Origin of the sequence: Arenimonas sp. (assembly GCF_035312645.1) — a bacterium.
Classification (GTDB): Bacteria; Pseudomonadota; Gammaproteobacteria; order Xanthomonadales; family Xanthomonadaceae; genus Arenimonas.
This window is the reverse complement of sequence record NZ_DATGBO010000146.1, coordinates 1-16,265: the sequence shown is the minus strand read 5'-3', so window position 1 is coordinate 16,265 and position 16,265 is coordinate 1. Positions and strand designations below refer to the sequence as shown.

Below are 16,265 nucleotides of genomic sequence, written 5' to 3'. Positions count from 1 at the left end.
TCGAGCGTGAGCACGTAGCGCTCGCTGCCGAAGATGTCGTAACGCGTTCCGAGCGGCGAGGCATGGTGAACGCCGGTCGACGGCCGCGAGACGCCCGACTCCTGGGTCGGCACCGCCAGGCCCCAGACGTTGAAATCATTGGCGCGCTCACGGAACGGCGATACCTTGAACAGATGCTCGGCCAGGCGGCGCGCGTCGGCTTCGAATTTCTTCATGTCGGCCTGCGTGTAGCCGTCGCCGAGGATCAGCAGGTCAACCTTGTCGGCAGACGGTCCGTTATGGCGGATCGCGATCGGCGTCGCCGCTGCCGGCGCCTGCTTGCGCACGACATCGGGAGCATCAGGATCGACATCGACACGCCAGACTTCCGCAAATTTATTGTCCGCACCGCGCGCGAGCACGCGCACATGCACGGGGCCGGCAGGTTTCGGGAAACGCAGCGACTCCTCGAAGCCGCGATCGCGGACAGTGGCCTCGTCGGTACTGCGCCATTCGCCGAACACCGTGTTGAATCCGCGCGAATACAACACCGCGCCGCTCTTGCCGTCGATCACCTCGAAACGATTGTTGCCGCGGTCGCTGTCGTCGAGCGGCCGCGCCGGATTGCCCGGCCAGGGTAGCGGCTCGATCAGCACGCGCTCGAGCGCGTAGTGATCGCTCTTGCTATTGCCGCTATGCAGATAATCCACGCGCATCGTCGGCGCTGGTTCGGCGGCGGAAACCTGGGCCGCGAAAGCGAGCGCGAGACCCGCGAGCATCCGCCGGACTGCGAGAGGAGATGGTTTCATGGCGCGGCTCCCTGAGGTCAGGGCGGAAGTGTCGCATACGCGATCGCTGCACTTGCGCCGCTCGCGGGAAAGCCTATTCTCTGCCTTCGCCAATGTCCGGGAGCACAGCATGTCCGCCCATCCACTCCGGGGCCCTGCCCTGATCCTCGTCAGCGCGGCGTTGCTCGCGGCCTGCAAACCCGCGGCGGAATCCACGCCGACCAACGTCGCGAACACGCCGCCCCCGGCGCCGGCAGCGCCGGCCAAGCCCGAACTCGGCAGCTTCGGCTTCGATACCGCCGGCATGGACAAAAGCGTCGCGCCCGGTGACGACTTCTTCTCCTATGCCAATGGCAGCTGGTTCAAGAGCACGGAAATTCCCGCCGACCGCAGCAGCTACAACAGCTTCACCGTGCTCACCGAAAAAGCGTTGACGCGTACCCGCGCGATCATCGAGGAAACCGCCGCTAACAAGGCCGCGACCGGCGAGACGAAAAAGATCGGCGACTACTACACCGCCTTCATGGACGAGACCGGCATCGAGGCCAAGGGCCTGACGCCGATGCAACCCGAACTCGACGCGATCGCCGCGATCAAGGACAAGTCCGGACTGTCGCAGGCATTGGGCGGCACGCTGCGCGCCGACGTCGACCTGATGAACTCCACCAACTATTACACCGACCGTCTTTTCGGCCTGTGGGTCTCGCAGAATCTCGACAAGCCCACGCAATACGCGCCGTATCTGGTGCAGGGCGGCCTGGGCCTGCCCGATCGCGATTTCTATCTCGAGGGCGGACGCTTCGTGCAGATCCGCAAGCAGTATCACGACCACATCGCGACGGTGCTGGGCCTGGCGAAAATTTCCGATGCATCGGCGAAAGCCGATCGCATCCTCGCGCTGGAAACCGCGATCGCGCACGCGCATGTCAGCCAGGTCGATACCAACGACGTGAAAAAAGGCGCGAATTACTGGGCGCAGGCCGATTTCGCAAAGAAAGCGCCGGGCATGGACTGGAATGCTTTCCTCACCGGTGCCGCGCTGCAGAACCAGACCGATTTCATCGTCTGGCAGCCGTCGGCGATCGCCGGCATTTCCAAGCTCGTGGCGGCGCAACCGCTGGACACCTGGAAGGATTACCTCGCTTTCCATGCGCTTGATCGCGAAGCCGGCGTGCTGCCAAAAGCTTTTTCCGACGAAGCGTTCGCGTTCTACGGCAAGACGCTCAACGGCACGCCCGAACAGCAGGTGCGCTGGAAGCGCGGCGTCAATGCCGTCGACGGCGCGCTCGGTGAAGCCGTCGGCAAGATCTACGTCGAGCGTCATTTCAGCGCCGCGACCAAGGCGCGCGCCGACGCGATGGTCAAGGACATCCTCGCGGCATTCGACAAGCGCATCGATCGCATCGACTGGATGACGCCGGCGACCAAGGCGCATGCGAAAGCGAAACTCGCCGGTCTGCAGATCGGCATGGGTTACCCCTCGACCTGGCGCGACTACTCCGCGCTTGAGGTCCGCGCCGACGACGCGCTGGGCAATGCCGAGCGTGCGTCGCTGTTCGATTACCAGCGCAACATCGGCAAGCTCGGTAAGCCGGTCGATCACGGCGAGTGGTACCTGCTGCCGCAGGAAGTGAACGCGCTGAACATTCCGCTGGAAAATCGCCTGATCTTCCCGGCCGCGATTCTGGAAGCACCGTTCTTCGACGGCGCCGCCGACGATGCGGTGAACTATGGCGCAATCGGCGCGGTGATCGGCCACGAAGTCACGCACAGTTTCGATTCCAGCGGCGCGCTGTTCGACGAAACCGGACGCATGGCGAATTGGTGGACGCCCGAAGACCTCAAGCGTTTTGACGCGGCGGGTGCAGCGCTCGCAGCGCAATACGACACCTATCGTCCGTTCCCGGATCTGGCAGTCAACGGCAAGCTCACGCTGGGCGAGAACATCGCCGACGTCGCCGGCCTCGCCACGGCTTACGACGCTTACCGTCTGTCGCAGAAAGACAAACCGGCGCAATCACTGGAAGGCTTGACGCCCGACCAGCGCTTCTTCCTCGGCTGGGCCCAGGCCTGGCGCAGCAAGGCACGCGAGCCGGCGCTACGCAACAGCATCCTCACCGGCGTGCACGCGCCCGGCGAATACCGTGCCGCCACCGTGCGCAACGAAGAAGCCTGGTATCCGGCCTTCGACGTGAAACCTGGCCAGAAGCGCTATCTCGCACCGGAGCAGCGCGTAAAAGTCTGGTGATACTTCGTGGGAGCGGTCATGACCGCGACTTGAAACCGTCGCGGTCATTCCGTTCCTGCATGAAAAATCAGAAGTGGTAGTTGAAGCCGATCTGCCACATCTTGCCTTCGGCCTGCCAGTGATAGCCGACCTGGAACGGCGGCAGCAGCGGCGTTGCGTCGGCGACCTTCGACTGGTCGCCCAAGCCGAAGTGCGTGTACTCGGCGTTGACCGACATGTGCTCGGAAATCTTGTAAGCCGCGCCAAGGCCGTAGACATGGCCGGTATGCGAGTCGCTGGTGAGCGCGATGTACTGCGTCGAGCCGACCGGGCGGAAGTTGGTGACCGCGCTGTTTTCGATCTTGGCGCGGGCGAAGCCGCCGGTGCCGTAGAACAGCCAGCCGTTGTTCGTGGCGTAGCCCAGGCGCGCGCGCAAGGTGTACATGCGGCCGTAATCGGCACTGGCGCTGATGTAGCTACCGGCGAAGAACGGCGTGCCGTTGTTCTGCGTGATCGGCGAGCGGGTCACGCTGTCGTCCATGTTGAGCGAGGACACATCGCCCTGGAATCCCCAGACCGCATGGCCCGATTGCCAGCTGTAGCCGAGCTGGCCACCGAACACCGAGCCACTGGGACGCAATGCGATCGTGGTCGGTTGCAGGTTGACGAACTGGGTCGCGGTCGGCAGCGGGCTGAAGTCGGTATCGGCCTTGGCGCTGCCGTGGCCGTAGTGGATGCCGATGTAGAAACCGGCCCAGTCCTTGGCGGTGCTGTCTTTCGTGTCCTGCGAGTCTTGCGCCGCGGCCGGACCGGCGATGGCCAGGCCAAGGGCGATGAGGCTGGTGGCGAGAGGCTTGTTCATGGTTCTTCCTTATCGTTGTCGTAGCAATCGCCAGCCCCGGAGATCGACGAAACATCGGGCAGTGAAGACAGGATCACTGTTCGGCCCCGGGCTGGGTCACCCAAGCAAACGGCAGTCACCGGCACGCTCGGTCAGGCGAGCCTACCCTGATAAGCCCGCGAGGTCAGCAGAAACGGCTGCCGCCCCCGCATCAGGGCTTGCGATACAGATGCACGAAACGATCGGTCTTGCCGCGGATCGCCGGATTGAACACATTGAGGCTGTGGTCGTCGCCGCTGTTGCGCAGCACCGGGATCGAGCTGACGAAGTCCAGACCATGCGCCTTGAAATCGGCGATCGCATACGTGTCCTCGATGCGGTGCAGCGCCTGCGAATCGCTCTTGCCGCTGCCCGCGCGCGCCTGGTGATCGACGATCAGCAACACGCCACCATGTTTGAGACCGGCGACGATCTGATCGATGAACTGGCTGGCATCGATGCCCGGCCAGTTGTCGCTGGGGTCGTTGACGTAGAGGTCGTGATACGACATCACGATCAGCGCGCCGTCGAGCGTGGCATTGCCCAGCGCCATCTTGTCCGGCGGCGAAACTTCGTAATGGACATTCGGCAGGCGGTTGTCGGCCAGACGCGTAGCCAGGCCTTTCTTCGCGTAACCGTCGTAGGACGGATTGTTGATCAGGCGCACCTGGCCTTTCGCGCCGACGATGCCGGCGATGATCTCGCTGTAGTAACCGCCGCCACCGAAAATGTCGGCGATGGTCATGCCGGGGCGGAAATTCGCGAGCGCCAATACGTCGGCGGGATGATCACGGCCATCGCGCTCACGATCGGCATCAGAACGCGCCGGATTCGCCAGCGCTGTGGCGAGGACATCAGGATCGTGTGCACCGCTGCCGACACTCGCGCAACCGGCAACGACCAACAGGCAGGCCGCGAGAAAAAGAGGAATGGCGCGCATGACGATCTCCGGAGCAGGGCGGTGGGGAACTATGACACGCAGGGTGAGCGGCGCATGGTCCGGAAGTCACTGCCGCCGTGACGAAGCGTCCGCCTACGCTTTCGGCGCGATGACTTTCGTACGCGGGCGTTTCGGGCCAGGCGCGGACTGCCGGCCCTGCTGCGCATCGAGGGCGTCGATCCAGCCCGCCGCAGATGTGGGAAATGCATCCGCATAGGGCACGTAAGGCTTGATATCGAGGATCGGTGTGCCGTCGAGCAGATCGATGCCGCGCACGCGCAAGGTATTTCCCTCGATCGCGACCAGACTCACCGCCGACAAGCCGAGCGCATTCGGCCGATGCGGCGAGCGCGTCGCCAACACGCTGCGCTTGCCGCCGCCGCGCGGCGGCCGCACCTCCGCTTTCCAGCCCTCGCTGCGATCGAACACGAACAGCAGCCAGATCCGTTCGAAACCGGCCAGATCGCGAAACGCCGCCGCCGGAAAATCCGCGACGAACTCGATCACCGCCTCCACCACATCACCGCTCTCCGTCCCCGCCACCACCGTCGACTGATGCGGCGCATCGATGCGCCGCGCGTACGGCGAGCGCACGTGGGCGATGGGATGGAAGGCGAATGGGATTCGAGATTCAGACATGCCTGATCCGTTGCGGCGAGTGCGCTACAGGATAAGGTCAACACTGCCGATCCGCTCGCTTACTTCGCCTGCATCCGCCACACCACATTGCCGACATCGTCGGCGACCAGCAGCGCGCCGGTCTTGTCCACCGCCACACCAACCGGCCGACCCATGGCATTGCCCTTCGCATCGAGGAACCCGGTCAGTACGTCCTCGACCTTTCCCGAGGGGCGGCCATCGGTAAACGGCACGAACACGACGCGATAGCCGCTGGGCGGTCGGCGATTCCACGAGCCGTGCTGGCCGATGAAGGCGCCGTTGCGATAGTGCGCGGGAAAGGATTTCCCTTCGTAGAAAACCAGACCCAGCGATGCCGTGTGTGGACCGAGCGCATAGTCAGGCACCAGCGCCTTGGCGACGAGGTCCGGACGCGGCGGTTTCACCCGCGCATCGACGTGCTGGCCGTAGTAGCTGTAAGGCCAGCCGTAGAAGCCGCCGTCTTTCACGGACGTCATGTAGTCGGGCACGAGGTCGCTGCCGATCTCGTCGCGTTCGTTGACCGCGGTCCAGAGTTGTCCGCTGCTCGGTTGCCAGCCAAGGCCATTGGGATTGCGCAGGCCGCTGGCGAACACGCGCGAATGGCCGGTCGCGAGATCCACTTCCAGGATCGCCGCGCGGCCTTCTTCCTTTTCGATGCCATTTTCGCCGACGTTGCTGTTGGATCCGACGGTCACGTACAAGCGTTTTCCGTCGCGACTGGCAATCAGGTTCTTGGTCCAGTGGTGATTGATCGGGCCGGCGGGCAGATCCACCACCTTGACCGGCCTGGCGCTTATTTCGGTCGCACCCTCGCGATACGGAAAGCGCAGCACGGCATCGCTGTTGGCGACATAAAAATTATTGCCGACCAGTGCCATGCCGAACGGCGAATTCATGTCCTTGATGAAAACCGTGCGCAGTTCGGCGACGCCGTCGCCATCACCATCGCGCAGCAGGCTGATCCGGTTCGCGCTCGCAACGGCGGCGCCGGCGCGCGTCATCACCGACTTCATCACCGCGCCCTTGAGGCCCTTGCCATCCTCGGGTTTCGGCGGCGCATTCGATTCGGCGACCAGCACGTCGCCATTAGGCAATACGTAGAGCCAGCGCGGATGATCGAAGCCGCTGGCGAAAGCCGCCACGACAAACCCGGGTGCGGCTTTCGGCGTTGTACCTGCCGGCCAGCCGATCGCCGGTGCGATGTCGATGGTCGGGATGAGGCGCGCGTCGGGCATAGGCAGTGCCGGATCGGGGCCAGACCCTTGCTCGACGCTCAGCGTCGCCGACTCGCGGCAGCCTGTCAGCGCGAAGACCAGGGAAATGGCGGTCGCAAAATATTTTTTCTCTGACATGACGTTCTCCTTGCATCGACCCACGCAACGTAGTGCGAAGCGGATCAGGCGGCCGTGAAAATCGGAATAAATCGTCGAAGAAAGTTCGGGTTTCGGCTGAAAAATAAAGACGCCACTGCTGGCGTCTTTCAAGCCCGCAATCGTCGCCGCCGCGGGCGGGGTCGGGATGAATCTGCCGTTCCACCTGAAGATGCGGCCGCTGCCCATCCCGCTGACGATCGGCCATGCGCTGCTGGCGGCGACGGGATTCATTCTGTTGCGTGTGCGTGTCCGCGCCGACGACGGAGATGGCGCCGCACTGAGCGGAGGCGACGGCTTCGCCATCCACGGCACCGGGGTTCACGCTGGCCAGGCGCGCTCAAGCAGGTGGGCTGTCGGCGCCGCTGCCGGCAATGTTCCGAATGCCAGGCCATGCTGATGGCCGAGACGGCTTTGGCAGAAGCTGTCGGCGATCGCGGCATCGCCGTGACGGATCAGCAGCGCTGCCTGCAGGGCCAGCGTCATGCGTTCGGCGAGCAGGCGCGACTGCCCTTCGAGTTGCGTCGGGTCACCGCCCAGCAGCGTCTCCAGCCTGAGAATTTCCGCATCGAGCAGTACGTGACCACCGCGCGCGGCCAGCAACTCCCGGAAATACGCCGCACGGCAGGCCGGCTCGCGCTGCAATGCGCGCAACACATCCAGGCACTGGATATTGCCGCTGCCTTCCCAGATCGAATTCAGCGGCGCCTGCCGCAGCAGTCGCGGCAGCGGCGAGTCTTCGACGTAGCCGATGCCGCCCAGGCATTCCTGCGCCTCGTTGACGAAAGGCGTGGCGCGTTTGCAGACCCAATATTTTCCCAAGGCAGTGATCACGCGCGCCAAGGCCGCTTCGCCTTCGTCGAACGCGCCGGCATCGATGGCGCGCGCAACGCGGAAAGTCAGCGCAGTCGCCGCCTCCGATTCCAGTGCGAGATCGGCGATCACGTTGCGCATCAGCGGTTGTTCGCTCAAGGTCCGTCCGAACGCGCGACGATGCCGGACGTGATGCCAGGCCTGCACCAGCGCCTGCCGCATCAGTGCGGCGGAACCGATCAGGCAATCCTGTCGCGTCAGCGCGACCATCTGCAAAATCGTCGCGACGCCGCGACCTTCGTCGCCGACCCGCCACGCTACCGCGCCCTGGAACTCGACCTCGCTACTGGCATTGCTCCAGTCGCCGAGCTTGTTTTTCAGGCGCTGGATGCGCACGGCATTGAGGCTGCCGTCGGGCGCGAAACGCGGCAGCAGGAAACATGTCAATCCCGCTTCCGCTTGCGCAAGCACGAGGAAGGCGTCGCACATCGGCGCCGAGAAAAACCATTTGTGCCCGACCAGTTCGTACAGCCCGTCGCCGATCGGCGTCGCGCGCGTGGTGTTGCTGCGCACGTCGGAACCGCCCTGCTTCTCGGTCATGCCCATGCCGATGGTATTGCCGGCCTTCAACCACGCGAGACGATGGCTGCCGTCGTAATCCGTCGAGACGATGCGCGGCAACCAGTCGCGCGCCAATTCGGGCGCCTGCTGCAATGCGGGCACGCAGGCATAAGTCATCGTCAGCGGGCAGCTCGTACCCTGATCGGCCTGGTAATGCAGATACATCAGCGCGGCACGCGCGACGTGCGCACCTTCGCTGTCGGCATGACGCCAGGCAAACCCGCTGACGCCATGCTGCGTTCCGAGCTCCATCAGACGGTGATACGCCGGATGGAATTCGACTTCGTCGATGCGATGGCCGTAGTGATCGACCGGCTTGAACGTCGGCCGGTTTTCGTTCGCCTGCACGCCCAGCGCCATCATCTCGCCACCGGCCAGCACGCCGTAAGCCTGCACCTGTGCCTGCGCCCAACCGCCGCCTTCGCGCGCCAATGCCTCGCGCAACGGAAGGTCGGTGCTGAAGGCATCGTAAGGCAGCAGCGATGGCGGCTGGTTTTCGACCTGGTGGGTCAGGAAGCGCTCGCTCACGTCGACTCCGATGCTGGTTGCGCGAGGTGAGCTTCGCCTATGGGGCGGCAATGGGCAACCGCTGCGCCCTCGCCGGTTTTGCTCGCGCAAACACAGACAAATTCCAATCGCGTGGATCGATTACCGAACGCGGCACGCACTCAGCGCGCGGCCCGCTTCTTCCTGATCGCGCGCAATTGCACCGCCCAGTTTCCGGAAAAATCCGAGGCCAGGTAGACGTCGGCCGAATACGGCCGGAAATTTGCTGCGGTGATCGTGAGCATGAAGCGTCCCAGGCCGGTGTGCGGAAAGACGAAGAAGCCGTGCTCATCCGTCTGCGTCACATACACTGTGCCGGCCTCGGGCGCGTCGTGGCGCAACTGCACCTTTGCCCGTGGCTGCACGTCGACGTAGGCGACGTCCTCGAATGCGACCCAGCCGCGCAGGCTCGCCGCACCCGATTGCGCGGAACCCGCCGCCGATATCGCGAGGCCGGCGATGGCGGCCGCACGCAGGCAACGGATCAGCATCTTTCGCAGCGAGATACGCGAGCTGATCATGATCGATGATCTCCTTGGCAGCTGATGAAAGTCGCGGCGATCGCCCGAGGCGCATTCGCAAATCCGGGACTCCGGTGCAGCCTATACGCGAGCAAACCGGCGGACAACCTGACTGCTCCATAGCCCACGAACCTGTCGGCGGAGACGAAGATCCGCGGCAGAAATACCGCCCGACCCAAGTGCTAGGATGCAGGCCGAACCTGCGACACGGGCCGATCATGCCAGAGCTCTTCGCCATCGATCCGCGCACCGTTTTTCTGGTGGCGATGCTGATGATGCTACTCAACGGCGGCGTACTCGGGCTCATGCACGGCAGCCTGGCGCCGGACGTGCAACCCAGCGCTTTCAGCTGGCGCGTCGGCACCTTGCTGCAGGCGGCGGGTTGCGTGTTGCAAGCGGTGCAGCAATCGCTGCCGCCAGCATTCGTGCTACCGCTGGCCAACGCCTTGCTGTTGCTGGGAATGACCGCGTATCTGCGTGCGCTGCGCCAGTTCTACGGTCTGCCGGAGCGCTGGTCGTTGCTGCTGCCGCCACTGCTGGCCACCGTCGCGGTGTTCTGGTTTACCGCCGTGCATCCGGATCTCGGCCTGCGCATCACGCTGGTTTCGCTGACGATGGCCGGCGTTCTGTTCGCCAGCGCGCGCACCTTGCAACGCTTCGCCGAACGCGAAGCGATGACCAGCCGCGCGGTGCTCGCCGCCATTTTCCTGATCATCGCCGGCATCATGTTCGCGCGCGCGGTGCAGGCGATCGTCGCGCCGCCGGTCGCGAAAAATCTTCTGCAACTCAGCGGCTGGCAATACTCGCTGGGCCTGGTGCTGGCGGCGACCTTGCCGGTGATCGGCACCACTGCCTTCCTGCTGATGTGCCTGGAACGCATCCGCGGGCAATGGCAGCGCGCAGCATCCACCGATTACCTCACCGGTCTGGCCAATCGCCGCACGGTGGCGCTGGCCGGCGAACGCGCTTTCCATGCGGCACGGCGGCAGGATCAGGTCTTTGCGGTCGCGGTGCTCGACGTGGACTTTTTCAAGGCGATCAACGACCGCCACGGTCACGACGTCGGCGATCTCGCGCTCAAACATCTCGCCGCACTGCTCGAAGCGGTCTGCCGCAAAAGCGATCTGCCTGGCCGACTTGGCGGCGAGGAATTTTTCCTGCTGCTCGATCGCGCCGATCGCGGCGAAAGCCTGGCTGTGGCCGAGCGCTTCCAGCAGCAGTTGCGTGCGCAGCCCCTGCGCTTCGATGGCGTCGACATTCCCCTGGCCGTCTCCATCGGCGTCGCCGTGCTCGATGCCGGCGACCGCAGTTTCGCCGCACTGCTGCGTCGTGCCGACCAAGCCTTGTACGCCGCAAAATCCGGCGGCAGGAATCGCGTCGAACTGGCGGAGCCAGGCACCGGCGGTGCGATCATGCAACCCACCTGATTGCGGCGACGGGATGGTTTTTGGAATACGCTGTGCCCGCAGTTTCATCCGCCGACATCTATCGCGTTTCTTGGTCCGCAACAAACGTTTTTTCCGCGTCAATTCACAGGAGCCTGTAATGAACGATTTCGTCCAGCTCTGGTTGCCTATCCTGGTCACCGCCGGTTTCATCTTCATCGCCAGCAGCCTGATCCATATGGTGTTCCAGTGGCATAAATCGGAATACCAGGCCTTGTCGAACGAGGACGCCGTGATCGCGGCGATTCGCGCCGGCACCGCCAAGCCCGGGCAATACGTTTTTCCGCATTGCCCCGACATGAAGGCGATGCAAGGCGAGGAGATCCAGAAGAAATTCCGCGAAGGCCCGATCGGTTTCCTCACGCTGCGCCAGCCCGGTCCACCGACGATCGGCGGCGCGCTGATCAAATGGTTTCTGTACACGGTGCTGATCGCCGCCATCGGTGGCGCGGTCGCGCTGCAGACCTATGGCCTGCATTCGCATTCGCATCACGCCGGCCATCTTGTCGGCGTGCTCAGCCTGCTCGCCTATGCCGGCGGCAGCGTCCAGCACGGCATCTGGAAAGGCGTGCCCTGGGCGGCGGTGGCCAAGGACATTCTCGATGGCCTGATCTACGCGATCATCAGCGCACTGACGTTCTGGTGGTTGTGGCCGTGAACTACTGCGTTCACTGCAACGCGCACACATACATTGAGAAGCCGGCGGCGCGGTGCTGATCCGTGCCGCCACTTCGCAAGACCATGCCGCGATCCTGGCCTTGAACGCCGAGTCGGTGCAGTTTCTCAGCCCGATGGATGCGCCGCGGCTGCTGCACTTGGATCAGCAGGCGGCCTATCACCGGGTTGTGCAGATCGATGACGAGGTCGCGGCCTTCCTGCTCGTATTGCGCGAAGGCGCCGACTACGACAGCCCGAATTACCGCTGGTTCGCCGCGACCTACGCGCGCTTCCTCTACATCGATCGCGTGGTGGTCTCGACGGCGCATCAGGGTCGACGTCTGGGCGCGGTGCTTTACGACGACCTGTTCGCCTTCGCGCGCGCGGACGGCATCGACAAACTCACTTGCGAATTCGATATCGATCCGCCCAATGAAGGCTCGCGGATTTTTCATGCGCGGCACGGATTCCGGGAAGTTGGCCAGCAGCGCCTGGGCGGCGGCAAACTGGTTTCGCTGCAGTTGGCGGACGTCACGCCGCTTTCGTCCTGACGCCGATCCGCATACATCGGATGGGTCGCCAGCAAGCTGGCTCCTACAACCACGCAGCACCCGTAGGAGCCAGCTTGCTGGCGACCCCCACCCCTGCCATCAGTCATAGACAAATTGGTCTAGACAAACCGGTCTAGACGTTCTAGGCTCCTGTCCAACGACCTTCCGGACAGCCTCGCCCCATGGCCAAGAACGCGCCCCTGCCCAAGCCCACCGCCGCCGAACTCGATCTGTTGCAGACGATCTGGCCACTGGGCACGGCGACGGTGAAACAGGCGCACGAGGCCATGCAGAAAAAGCGGCCGGACCTCACCTACGCGACGGTGCTGCGGCTGATGCAGATCATGCACGGCAAGGGCCTGCTGATCCGCGACGAAAGCCAGCGCTCGCATGTCTACGCTCCCGCGCATGCGCAGGACTCGCTGCGCACCGGTCTGCTGAAAGAACTGATCCACAAGGCCTTCGCCGGATCGGGCAAGGAATTGGTCATGGCCGCATTGCGCGGGCACGTGACGAAGAAGGAACGCGAGGAAATCCAGAAATTCCTGCATGGAGACGAACCATGATCGCCAGTCTGCCTGTTTTCGTCGCTGCGCTCGGGTGGGCGCTGATCCATTTCCTCTGGCAGGGCGTGTTGATCGGCGCGGCGGCGGCGCTGTTGCTGGCCGTGCTGCGCAATGCCCGACCGCAGCAACGCTACCTCGTTGCGTGTCTGGCGCTGGCGCTGTGCATGGCGCTGCCGCTGATCGGCATCTGGCGCGGCCTTCCCACCGACGGCGTATTCGCGACGCCGATCACGCAGAGCAGTGTCGATGCCGTCGCCGTATCGAACACCAGCATCGCGATGCCGCTTGCCTCCTGGCGCACCGACCTGCAGGTACGACTGCCCTGGATCGTCGCGACCTGGTCGCTGGGCGCGACTTTGCTTTCGCTGCGCATGCTGCTCGGCTTGGCCTGGGTCGGTCGCATCCGTCGCGCGACGTCTGCGGCGGTGAACCCCGCCTGGCAACTGCGCCTGGATCGTCTCGCTTCGCGTCTGCGCATAAGCCGCAGCATTGGCCTGCGTGTCGCCGACGATCTCGACAGCCCCGTCGCCGCCGGCTGGTGGCGTCCGATCGTAATCGTGCCCGCTGCGCTGATCGCGAACATGCCGGTGGACCTGCTCGAAGCGTTGCTTGCGCACGAACTTGCGCACATCAAGCGTCACGACTACCTCATCAACCTGATCCAGAGCGCGATCGAAGCCCTACTGTTCTATCACCCGGTCGTGTGGTGGTTGTCGCGGCAGATCCGCATCGAACGCGAACAGATTGCCGACGATCTCGCGGCAAGTGCCCTCGGCGAACCTAGGCGCCTGGCCCTTGCCCTCCAGGAACTGGAGCGTTTCCAGTTCTCCACTCCCCACCTCGCGCCAGCGGCGCACGGAGGAAATCTCATGTCACGGATACAGCGATTGATCCGCCCCAACGTCCACACACTCAACTGGCGACTGGCTCTGCCGATCCTGGGATTGACAGCAGTCTGTCTCACCGTCTACGCGCAGGGCACGTCTACGCCCACTCGCGGAAAAGCCCAGACCACCGTGCAGGCCACCGCTGCCGAGGATGCGACCGATGCTGTCGATCCTGTTGAAGCAGTCGATGCCGTCGAACCCGTCGAGGCATCGGATGCTGCCGATGCAGTCGACGCCACTGAAGCCGGCGATGCGATGGATGCCAGCGAAGCGACTGAAGCCACGCCAGTGACGCCGGTCACTCCAGTCACACCCACCACACCGACCACCTCCACGGTGCCGACCACGCCGAAAACGCAGGGCCTGCGCATTTCTCGCGACGACAACAGCCGCGACAGTTTCGCCCTCGCCCATGCCGGCAGCGCGCACACGACATTCTCGGGCAACACCGCCGAACTCGCGCAGATCGAACGCCTCAAGCGCGAAGTCGCCGGCGACTTCCTCTGGTTCCGGCACGGCGGCAAGGCCTATCTGGTGCGCGATCCCGCGCTGGTCGCCAAAGCCACCCAAGTCTGGCAACCCAGCGAAGCGCTGAGCGTGCGCATGGAAGCCCTCAGCGCGCAGATGGAGCCGCACAGCCAGGAAATGGAAGCGCTGAGCAAGCAGATGGAAACGCTGGATGCGCGCATGCAACCCAACAACGCCGCGTTGGACAAACTCAATCGCGACATGGAAGTACTCAACCGCGAGCAGGAAGCGCTGAGCGTCAAGATGCAGCCGCTCGCCGACCGGATGCAGAACGCCAACAGCAGCGAGCAGGACGCCCTGAGCCAGAAGATGGACGCGTTGAACGCGCAGATGGAAGCGGTCAACCAGAAAGCGCAGGCCATCAGCGAAAAGATGTCGGCGCAGAGCCAGCAGATGCAGGCGAACAGCGAACCGATGCAGGCCCTGAGCGAAAAAATGCAGAAGGCCAGCGCGCCAATGCAGGAACTCGGCCGCAAGATGGAAGTGCTGGGCAAACAGCAGGAACTGCTCAGCCACCAGGCCGATCGCGACATGCAGGCGCTGATGGATGAAGCACTGCGCAGCGGCAAGGCGGTACCGGCGACGAGCGGACGCTGAGTCGATCGCGTTTGAAAGACGGAAGGCGTCAACCGGCGCCTTTCGTTTTCAGCGACACGAACCTCGGACAAAAACGGCCGCAATCGCAGGCCGCACAGTAATCCGGCAGCCACCCTCCCCGTTGATTCGCACTCCGGGAACCCTTGGTTGCAAAGCACGCGAACACCTGCCGATACTGCTGACGCGTCTGCCACCGCGTCGCCCCGATCGATCACCGCCAGGAGTTTCCCGTGCGCCAAATTTTCGCCAGCGCCATCATCGCCGTCGCCGTGGCCGGCGTTTTCGCCGCCAATCTCACGCAGGCCGCGCCACCCGCCGCCGCGAAGCCCGTTGCCGCAGCGGCCGCCGAACTCAACCTCACCTCGTACGCGAACGGCGCCTGGATTCTCAAGAAGCCCGCGGAATACAACGAGGAATGGTCGGCGTTCTGGCTGCTCGACGAATCGCACCAGACCGGCTGGGCCACGCCCAAGGACGTGGTGTCGCCGCAGCAATTGCTGATCGTGCTGCCCGAGCAATCGCTGATCCACAACATCGAATTCGATTCTGCCGGCGTAGATGGCGATGCCGAAGGCAGCCGCTCGGCCAAGGACGTAACCGTTGAAGTATCCAATCAGGGACCGGACGCCGGTTTCGAAACGATCGCGGTGGTCGCACTGAAAGCGAAACTCGACCGCCAGCGCTATTCGATCGCCAAGCTGGTGCCGGGTCGCTGGGTGCGACTGACGATCAAGAGCAACCACGGCTCGCCGGAATATCTCGAGTTGTTCGATTTCCGCGCCTACGGCGAACAGAAAACCCATACCGCGGTGCCCAGCGTCTCCGGCACCTATGCGACCAACTACGACAACTTCCACCTGCAGCAGGACGGCGCGTCGGTATCGGGTTGCTACGAACACGATGGCGGCCTGCTCGCCAATGGCGGCATGGAAGGTCGCGTTTCGCGCTTCACCTGGATACAGACGAAATCGCGCGGCCCCGCCGTGCTGACGTTTTCGCCGGATGGCAAGCAGATGCTCGGGCTGTGGTGGTACGACGGCCAGACCGACGGCCCCGGACAGATCTGGACCGGCAAGCGCATCAGCGACAAGGTCGGCAGCTGCCCGAACTGGAAAGGCGCACAGAACGGCTCGTCGCAACTGGCGCAGGACATCGGCGACACCGGCCGTGCGCGCATCTACGGCATCAACTTCGATACCGATTCGGATGTGATCAAACCGGAATCGAAAGCCGCGCTGGAAAACATCGTCAAGCTCGCGAAAGAAAAGGCCGCGTGGAAATTCACCATCGAAGGCCACACCGATGCCACCGCGACTGCCGCGCACAACCAGCAGCTGTCGGAAAAACGTGCGGCCTCGGTGAAAGCCTGGCTGGTCGCCGCCGGTGTCGCCCCGGAGCGTTTTCTCACAAGAGGCTTCGGTGCAAGCAAGCCCGTGGCCAGCAACGGTACGGCGATTGGCCGCGCGCAGAATCGTCGCGTGGAATTGGTGAAGAATTGATTGCCTGAGGCTCGGTCGCCAGCAAGCTGGCTCCTACGAAGATTCGCCCCGTAGGAGCCAGCTTGCTGGCGACCACGCACCGACACAAAAAATTCACCGCGGCATCCGCACGCCGCGCCCGACCACGCAATTGCGACCGCGCGCCTTCGCGGCGTAGAGCGCGCGGTCAGCGACCGCGACCAGGTATTCC

General features: G+C 64.0%; 14 protein-coding genes. 7 read left to right on the top strand and 7 right to left on the bottom strand.

The annotated features are described in order from the left end of the window. The coding region (locus VKM35_RS13385; RefSeq protein WP_324321598.1) for a M64 family metallopeptidase at nucleotides 1-788 on the bottom strand (788 nt) is incomplete at its 3' end. A 109-nt stretch (nucleotides 789-897) separates the two neighbouring features. On the opposite strand from VKM35_RS13385, the gene VKM35_RS13380 reads away from it, so the two are divergent. After that, nucleotides 898-3,015 carry a M13 family metallopeptidase gene (locus tag VKM35_RS13380; protein ID WP_324321597.1) on the top strand — a complete coding sequence of 706 codons (2,118 nt, stop codon included), beginning with the start codon at nucleotides 898-900 and terminating at the stop codon, nucleotides 3,013-3,015. A gap of 67 nt (nucleotides 3,016-3,082) precedes the next feature. Here the strand turns inward: VKM35_RS13380 and VKM35_RS13375 are convergent, their stop codons facing one another. From VKM35_RS13375 to VKM35_RS13350, 6 genes are all read right to left on the bottom strand, one after another. Then, entirely contained in the window at nucleotides 3,083-3,856 is a 774-nt protein-coding gene (locus tag VKM35_RS13375) for an outer membrane protein (RefSeq protein WP_324321596.1), read from the bottom strand. A 190-nt stretch (nucleotides 3,857-4,046) separates the two neighbouring features. Further along, nucleotides 4,047-4,814: a hypothetical protein gene (locus VKM35_RS13370; RefSeq protein ID WP_324321595.1), complete on the bottom strand. Its 768-nt coding sequence runs from the start codon at nucleotides 4,812-4,814 to the stop codon at nucleotides 4,047-4,049. Between the two features lie 93 nt (nucleotides 4,815-4,907). Continuing rightward, nucleotides 4,908-5,453 (bottom strand): tRNA (N6-threonylcarbamoyladenosine(37)-N6)-methyltransferase TrmO, encoded by a 546-nt coding sequence (gene tsaA, locus VKM35_RS13365; RefSeq protein ID WP_324321594.1) that lies wholly within the window; start codon nucleotides 5,451-5,453, stop codon nucleotides 4,908-4,910. 59 nt (nucleotides 5,454-5,512) lie between these two features. Further along, nucleotides 5,513-6,826: a sorbosone dehydrogenase family protein gene (locus tag VKM35_RS13360; protein WP_324321593.1), complete on the bottom strand. Its 1,314-nt coding sequence runs from the start codon at nucleotides 6,824-6,826 to the stop codon at nucleotides 5,513-5,515. A gap of 339 nt (nucleotides 6,827-7,165) precedes the next feature. After that, the gene (locus tag VKM35_RS13355; RefSeq protein WP_414636666.1) at nucleotides 7,166-8,806 is read right to left on the bottom strand and encodes an isovaleryl-CoA dehydrogenase; all 1,641 of its coding nucleotides are present in this window, start codon (nucleotides 8,804-8,806) and stop codon (nucleotides 7,166-7,168) included. A gap of 140 nt (nucleotides 8,807-8,946) precedes the next feature. Then, nucleotides 8,947-9,345, bottom strand: a complete 399-nt coding sequence (locus tag VKM35_RS13350) for a carboxypeptidase-like regulatory domain-containing protein (RefSeq protein WP_324321592.1) — start codon at nucleotides 9,343-9,345, stop codon at nucleotides 8,947-8,949. A 218-nt stretch (nucleotides 9,346-9,563) separates the two neighbouring features. Here VKM35_RS13350 and VKM35_RS13345 point away from each other — a divergent pair, with 218 nt between their 5' ends. The 6 genes from VKM35_RS13345 (at nucleotide 9,564) to VKM35_RS13320 (ending at nucleotide 16,075) form a co-directional block, all read left to right on the top strand. Then, a complete protein-coding gene (locus tag VKM35_RS13345) occupies nucleotides 9,564-10,772 on the top strand; it encodes a GGDEF domain-containing protein (RefSeq protein ID WP_324321590.1) in 1,209 nt (402 codons plus the stop codon). A 118-nt stretch (nucleotides 10,773-10,890) separates the two neighbouring features. After that, the gene (locus VKM35_RS13340; protein WP_324321588.1) at nucleotides 10,891-11,448 is read left to right on the top strand and encodes a hypothetical protein; all 558 of its coding nucleotides are present in this window, start codon (nucleotides 10,891-10,893) and stop codon (nucleotides 11,446-11,448) included. A 52-nt stretch (nucleotides 11,449-11,500) separates the two neighbouring features. After that, complete coding sequence (locus VKM35_RS13335) at nucleotides 11,501-11,998, top strand: GNAT family N-acetyltransferase (RefSeq protein WP_324321587.1); 498 nt, start codon at nucleotides 11,501-11,503, stop codon at nucleotides 11,996-11,998. A gap of 182 nt (nucleotides 11,999-12,180) precedes the next feature. Next, complete coding sequence (locus tag VKM35_RS13330) at nucleotides 12,181-12,564, top strand: BlaI/MecI/CopY family transcriptional regulator (RefSeq protein WP_324321586.1); 384 nt, start codon at nucleotides 12,181-12,183, stop codon at nucleotides 12,562-12,564. Next, on the top strand, nucleotides 12,561-14,576 hold the full coding sequence (locus tag VKM35_RS13325) for a M56 family metallopeptidase (RefSeq protein ID WP_324321585.1): 2,016 nt from the start codon (nucleotides 12,561-12,563) through the stop codon (nucleotides 14,574-14,576). Before VKM35_RS13330 ends, VKM35_RS13325 begins: the two co-directional genes overlap by 4 nt. A gap of 230 nt (nucleotides 14,577-14,806) precedes the next feature. Continuing rightward, nucleotides 14,807-16,075 carry an OmpA family protein gene (locus VKM35_RS13320; protein ID WP_324321584.1) on the top strand — a complete coding sequence of 423 codons (1,269 nt, stop codon included), beginning with the start codon at nucleotides 14,807-14,809 and terminating at the stop codon, nucleotides 16,073-16,075. Nucleotides 16,076-16,265 lie beyond the last annotated feature (190 nt).

Coding starts and splice junctions, on each gene's coding strand:
- VKM35_RS13345 (WP_324321590.1), top strand. CDS start 9,564: ATGCCAGAGCTCTTCGCCATCGATCCGCGCACCGTTTTTCTGGTGGCG.
- VKM35_RS13360 (WP_324321593.1), bottom strand. CDS start 6,826: ATGTCAGAGAAAAAATATTTTGCGACCGCCATTTCCCTGGTCTTCGCG.
- VKM35_RS13325 (WP_324321585.1), top strand. CDS start 12,561: ATGATCGCCAGTCTGCCTGTTTTCGTCGCTGCGCTCGGGTGGGCGCTG.
- VKM35_RS13375 (WP_324321596.1), bottom strand. CDS start 3,856: ATGAACAAGCCTCTCGCCACCAGCCTCATCGCCCTTGGCCTGGCCATC.
- tsaA (WP_324321594.1), bottom strand. CDS start 5,453: ATGTCTGAATCTCGAATCCCATTCGCCTTCCATCCCATCGCCCACGTG.
- VKM35_RS13380 (WP_324321597.1), top strand. CDS start 898: ATGTCCGCCCATCCACTCCGGGGCCCTGCCCTGATCCTCGTCAGCGCG.
- VKM35_RS13350 (WP_324321592.1), bottom strand. CDS start 9,345: ATGATCAGCTCGCGTATCTCGCTGCGAAAGATGCTGATCCGTTGCCTG.
- VKM35_RS13340 (WP_324321588.1), top strand. CDS start 10,891: ATGAACGATTTCGTCCAGCTCTGGTTGCCTATCCTGGTCACCGCCGGT.
- VKM35_RS13330 (WP_324321586.1), top strand. CDS start 12,181: ATGGCCAAGAACGCGCCCCTGCCCAAGCCCACCGCCGCCGAACTCGAT.
- VKM35_RS13370 (WP_324321595.1), bottom strand. CDS start 4,814: ATGCGCGCCATTCCTCTTTTTCTCGCGGCCTGCCTGTTGGTCGTTGCC.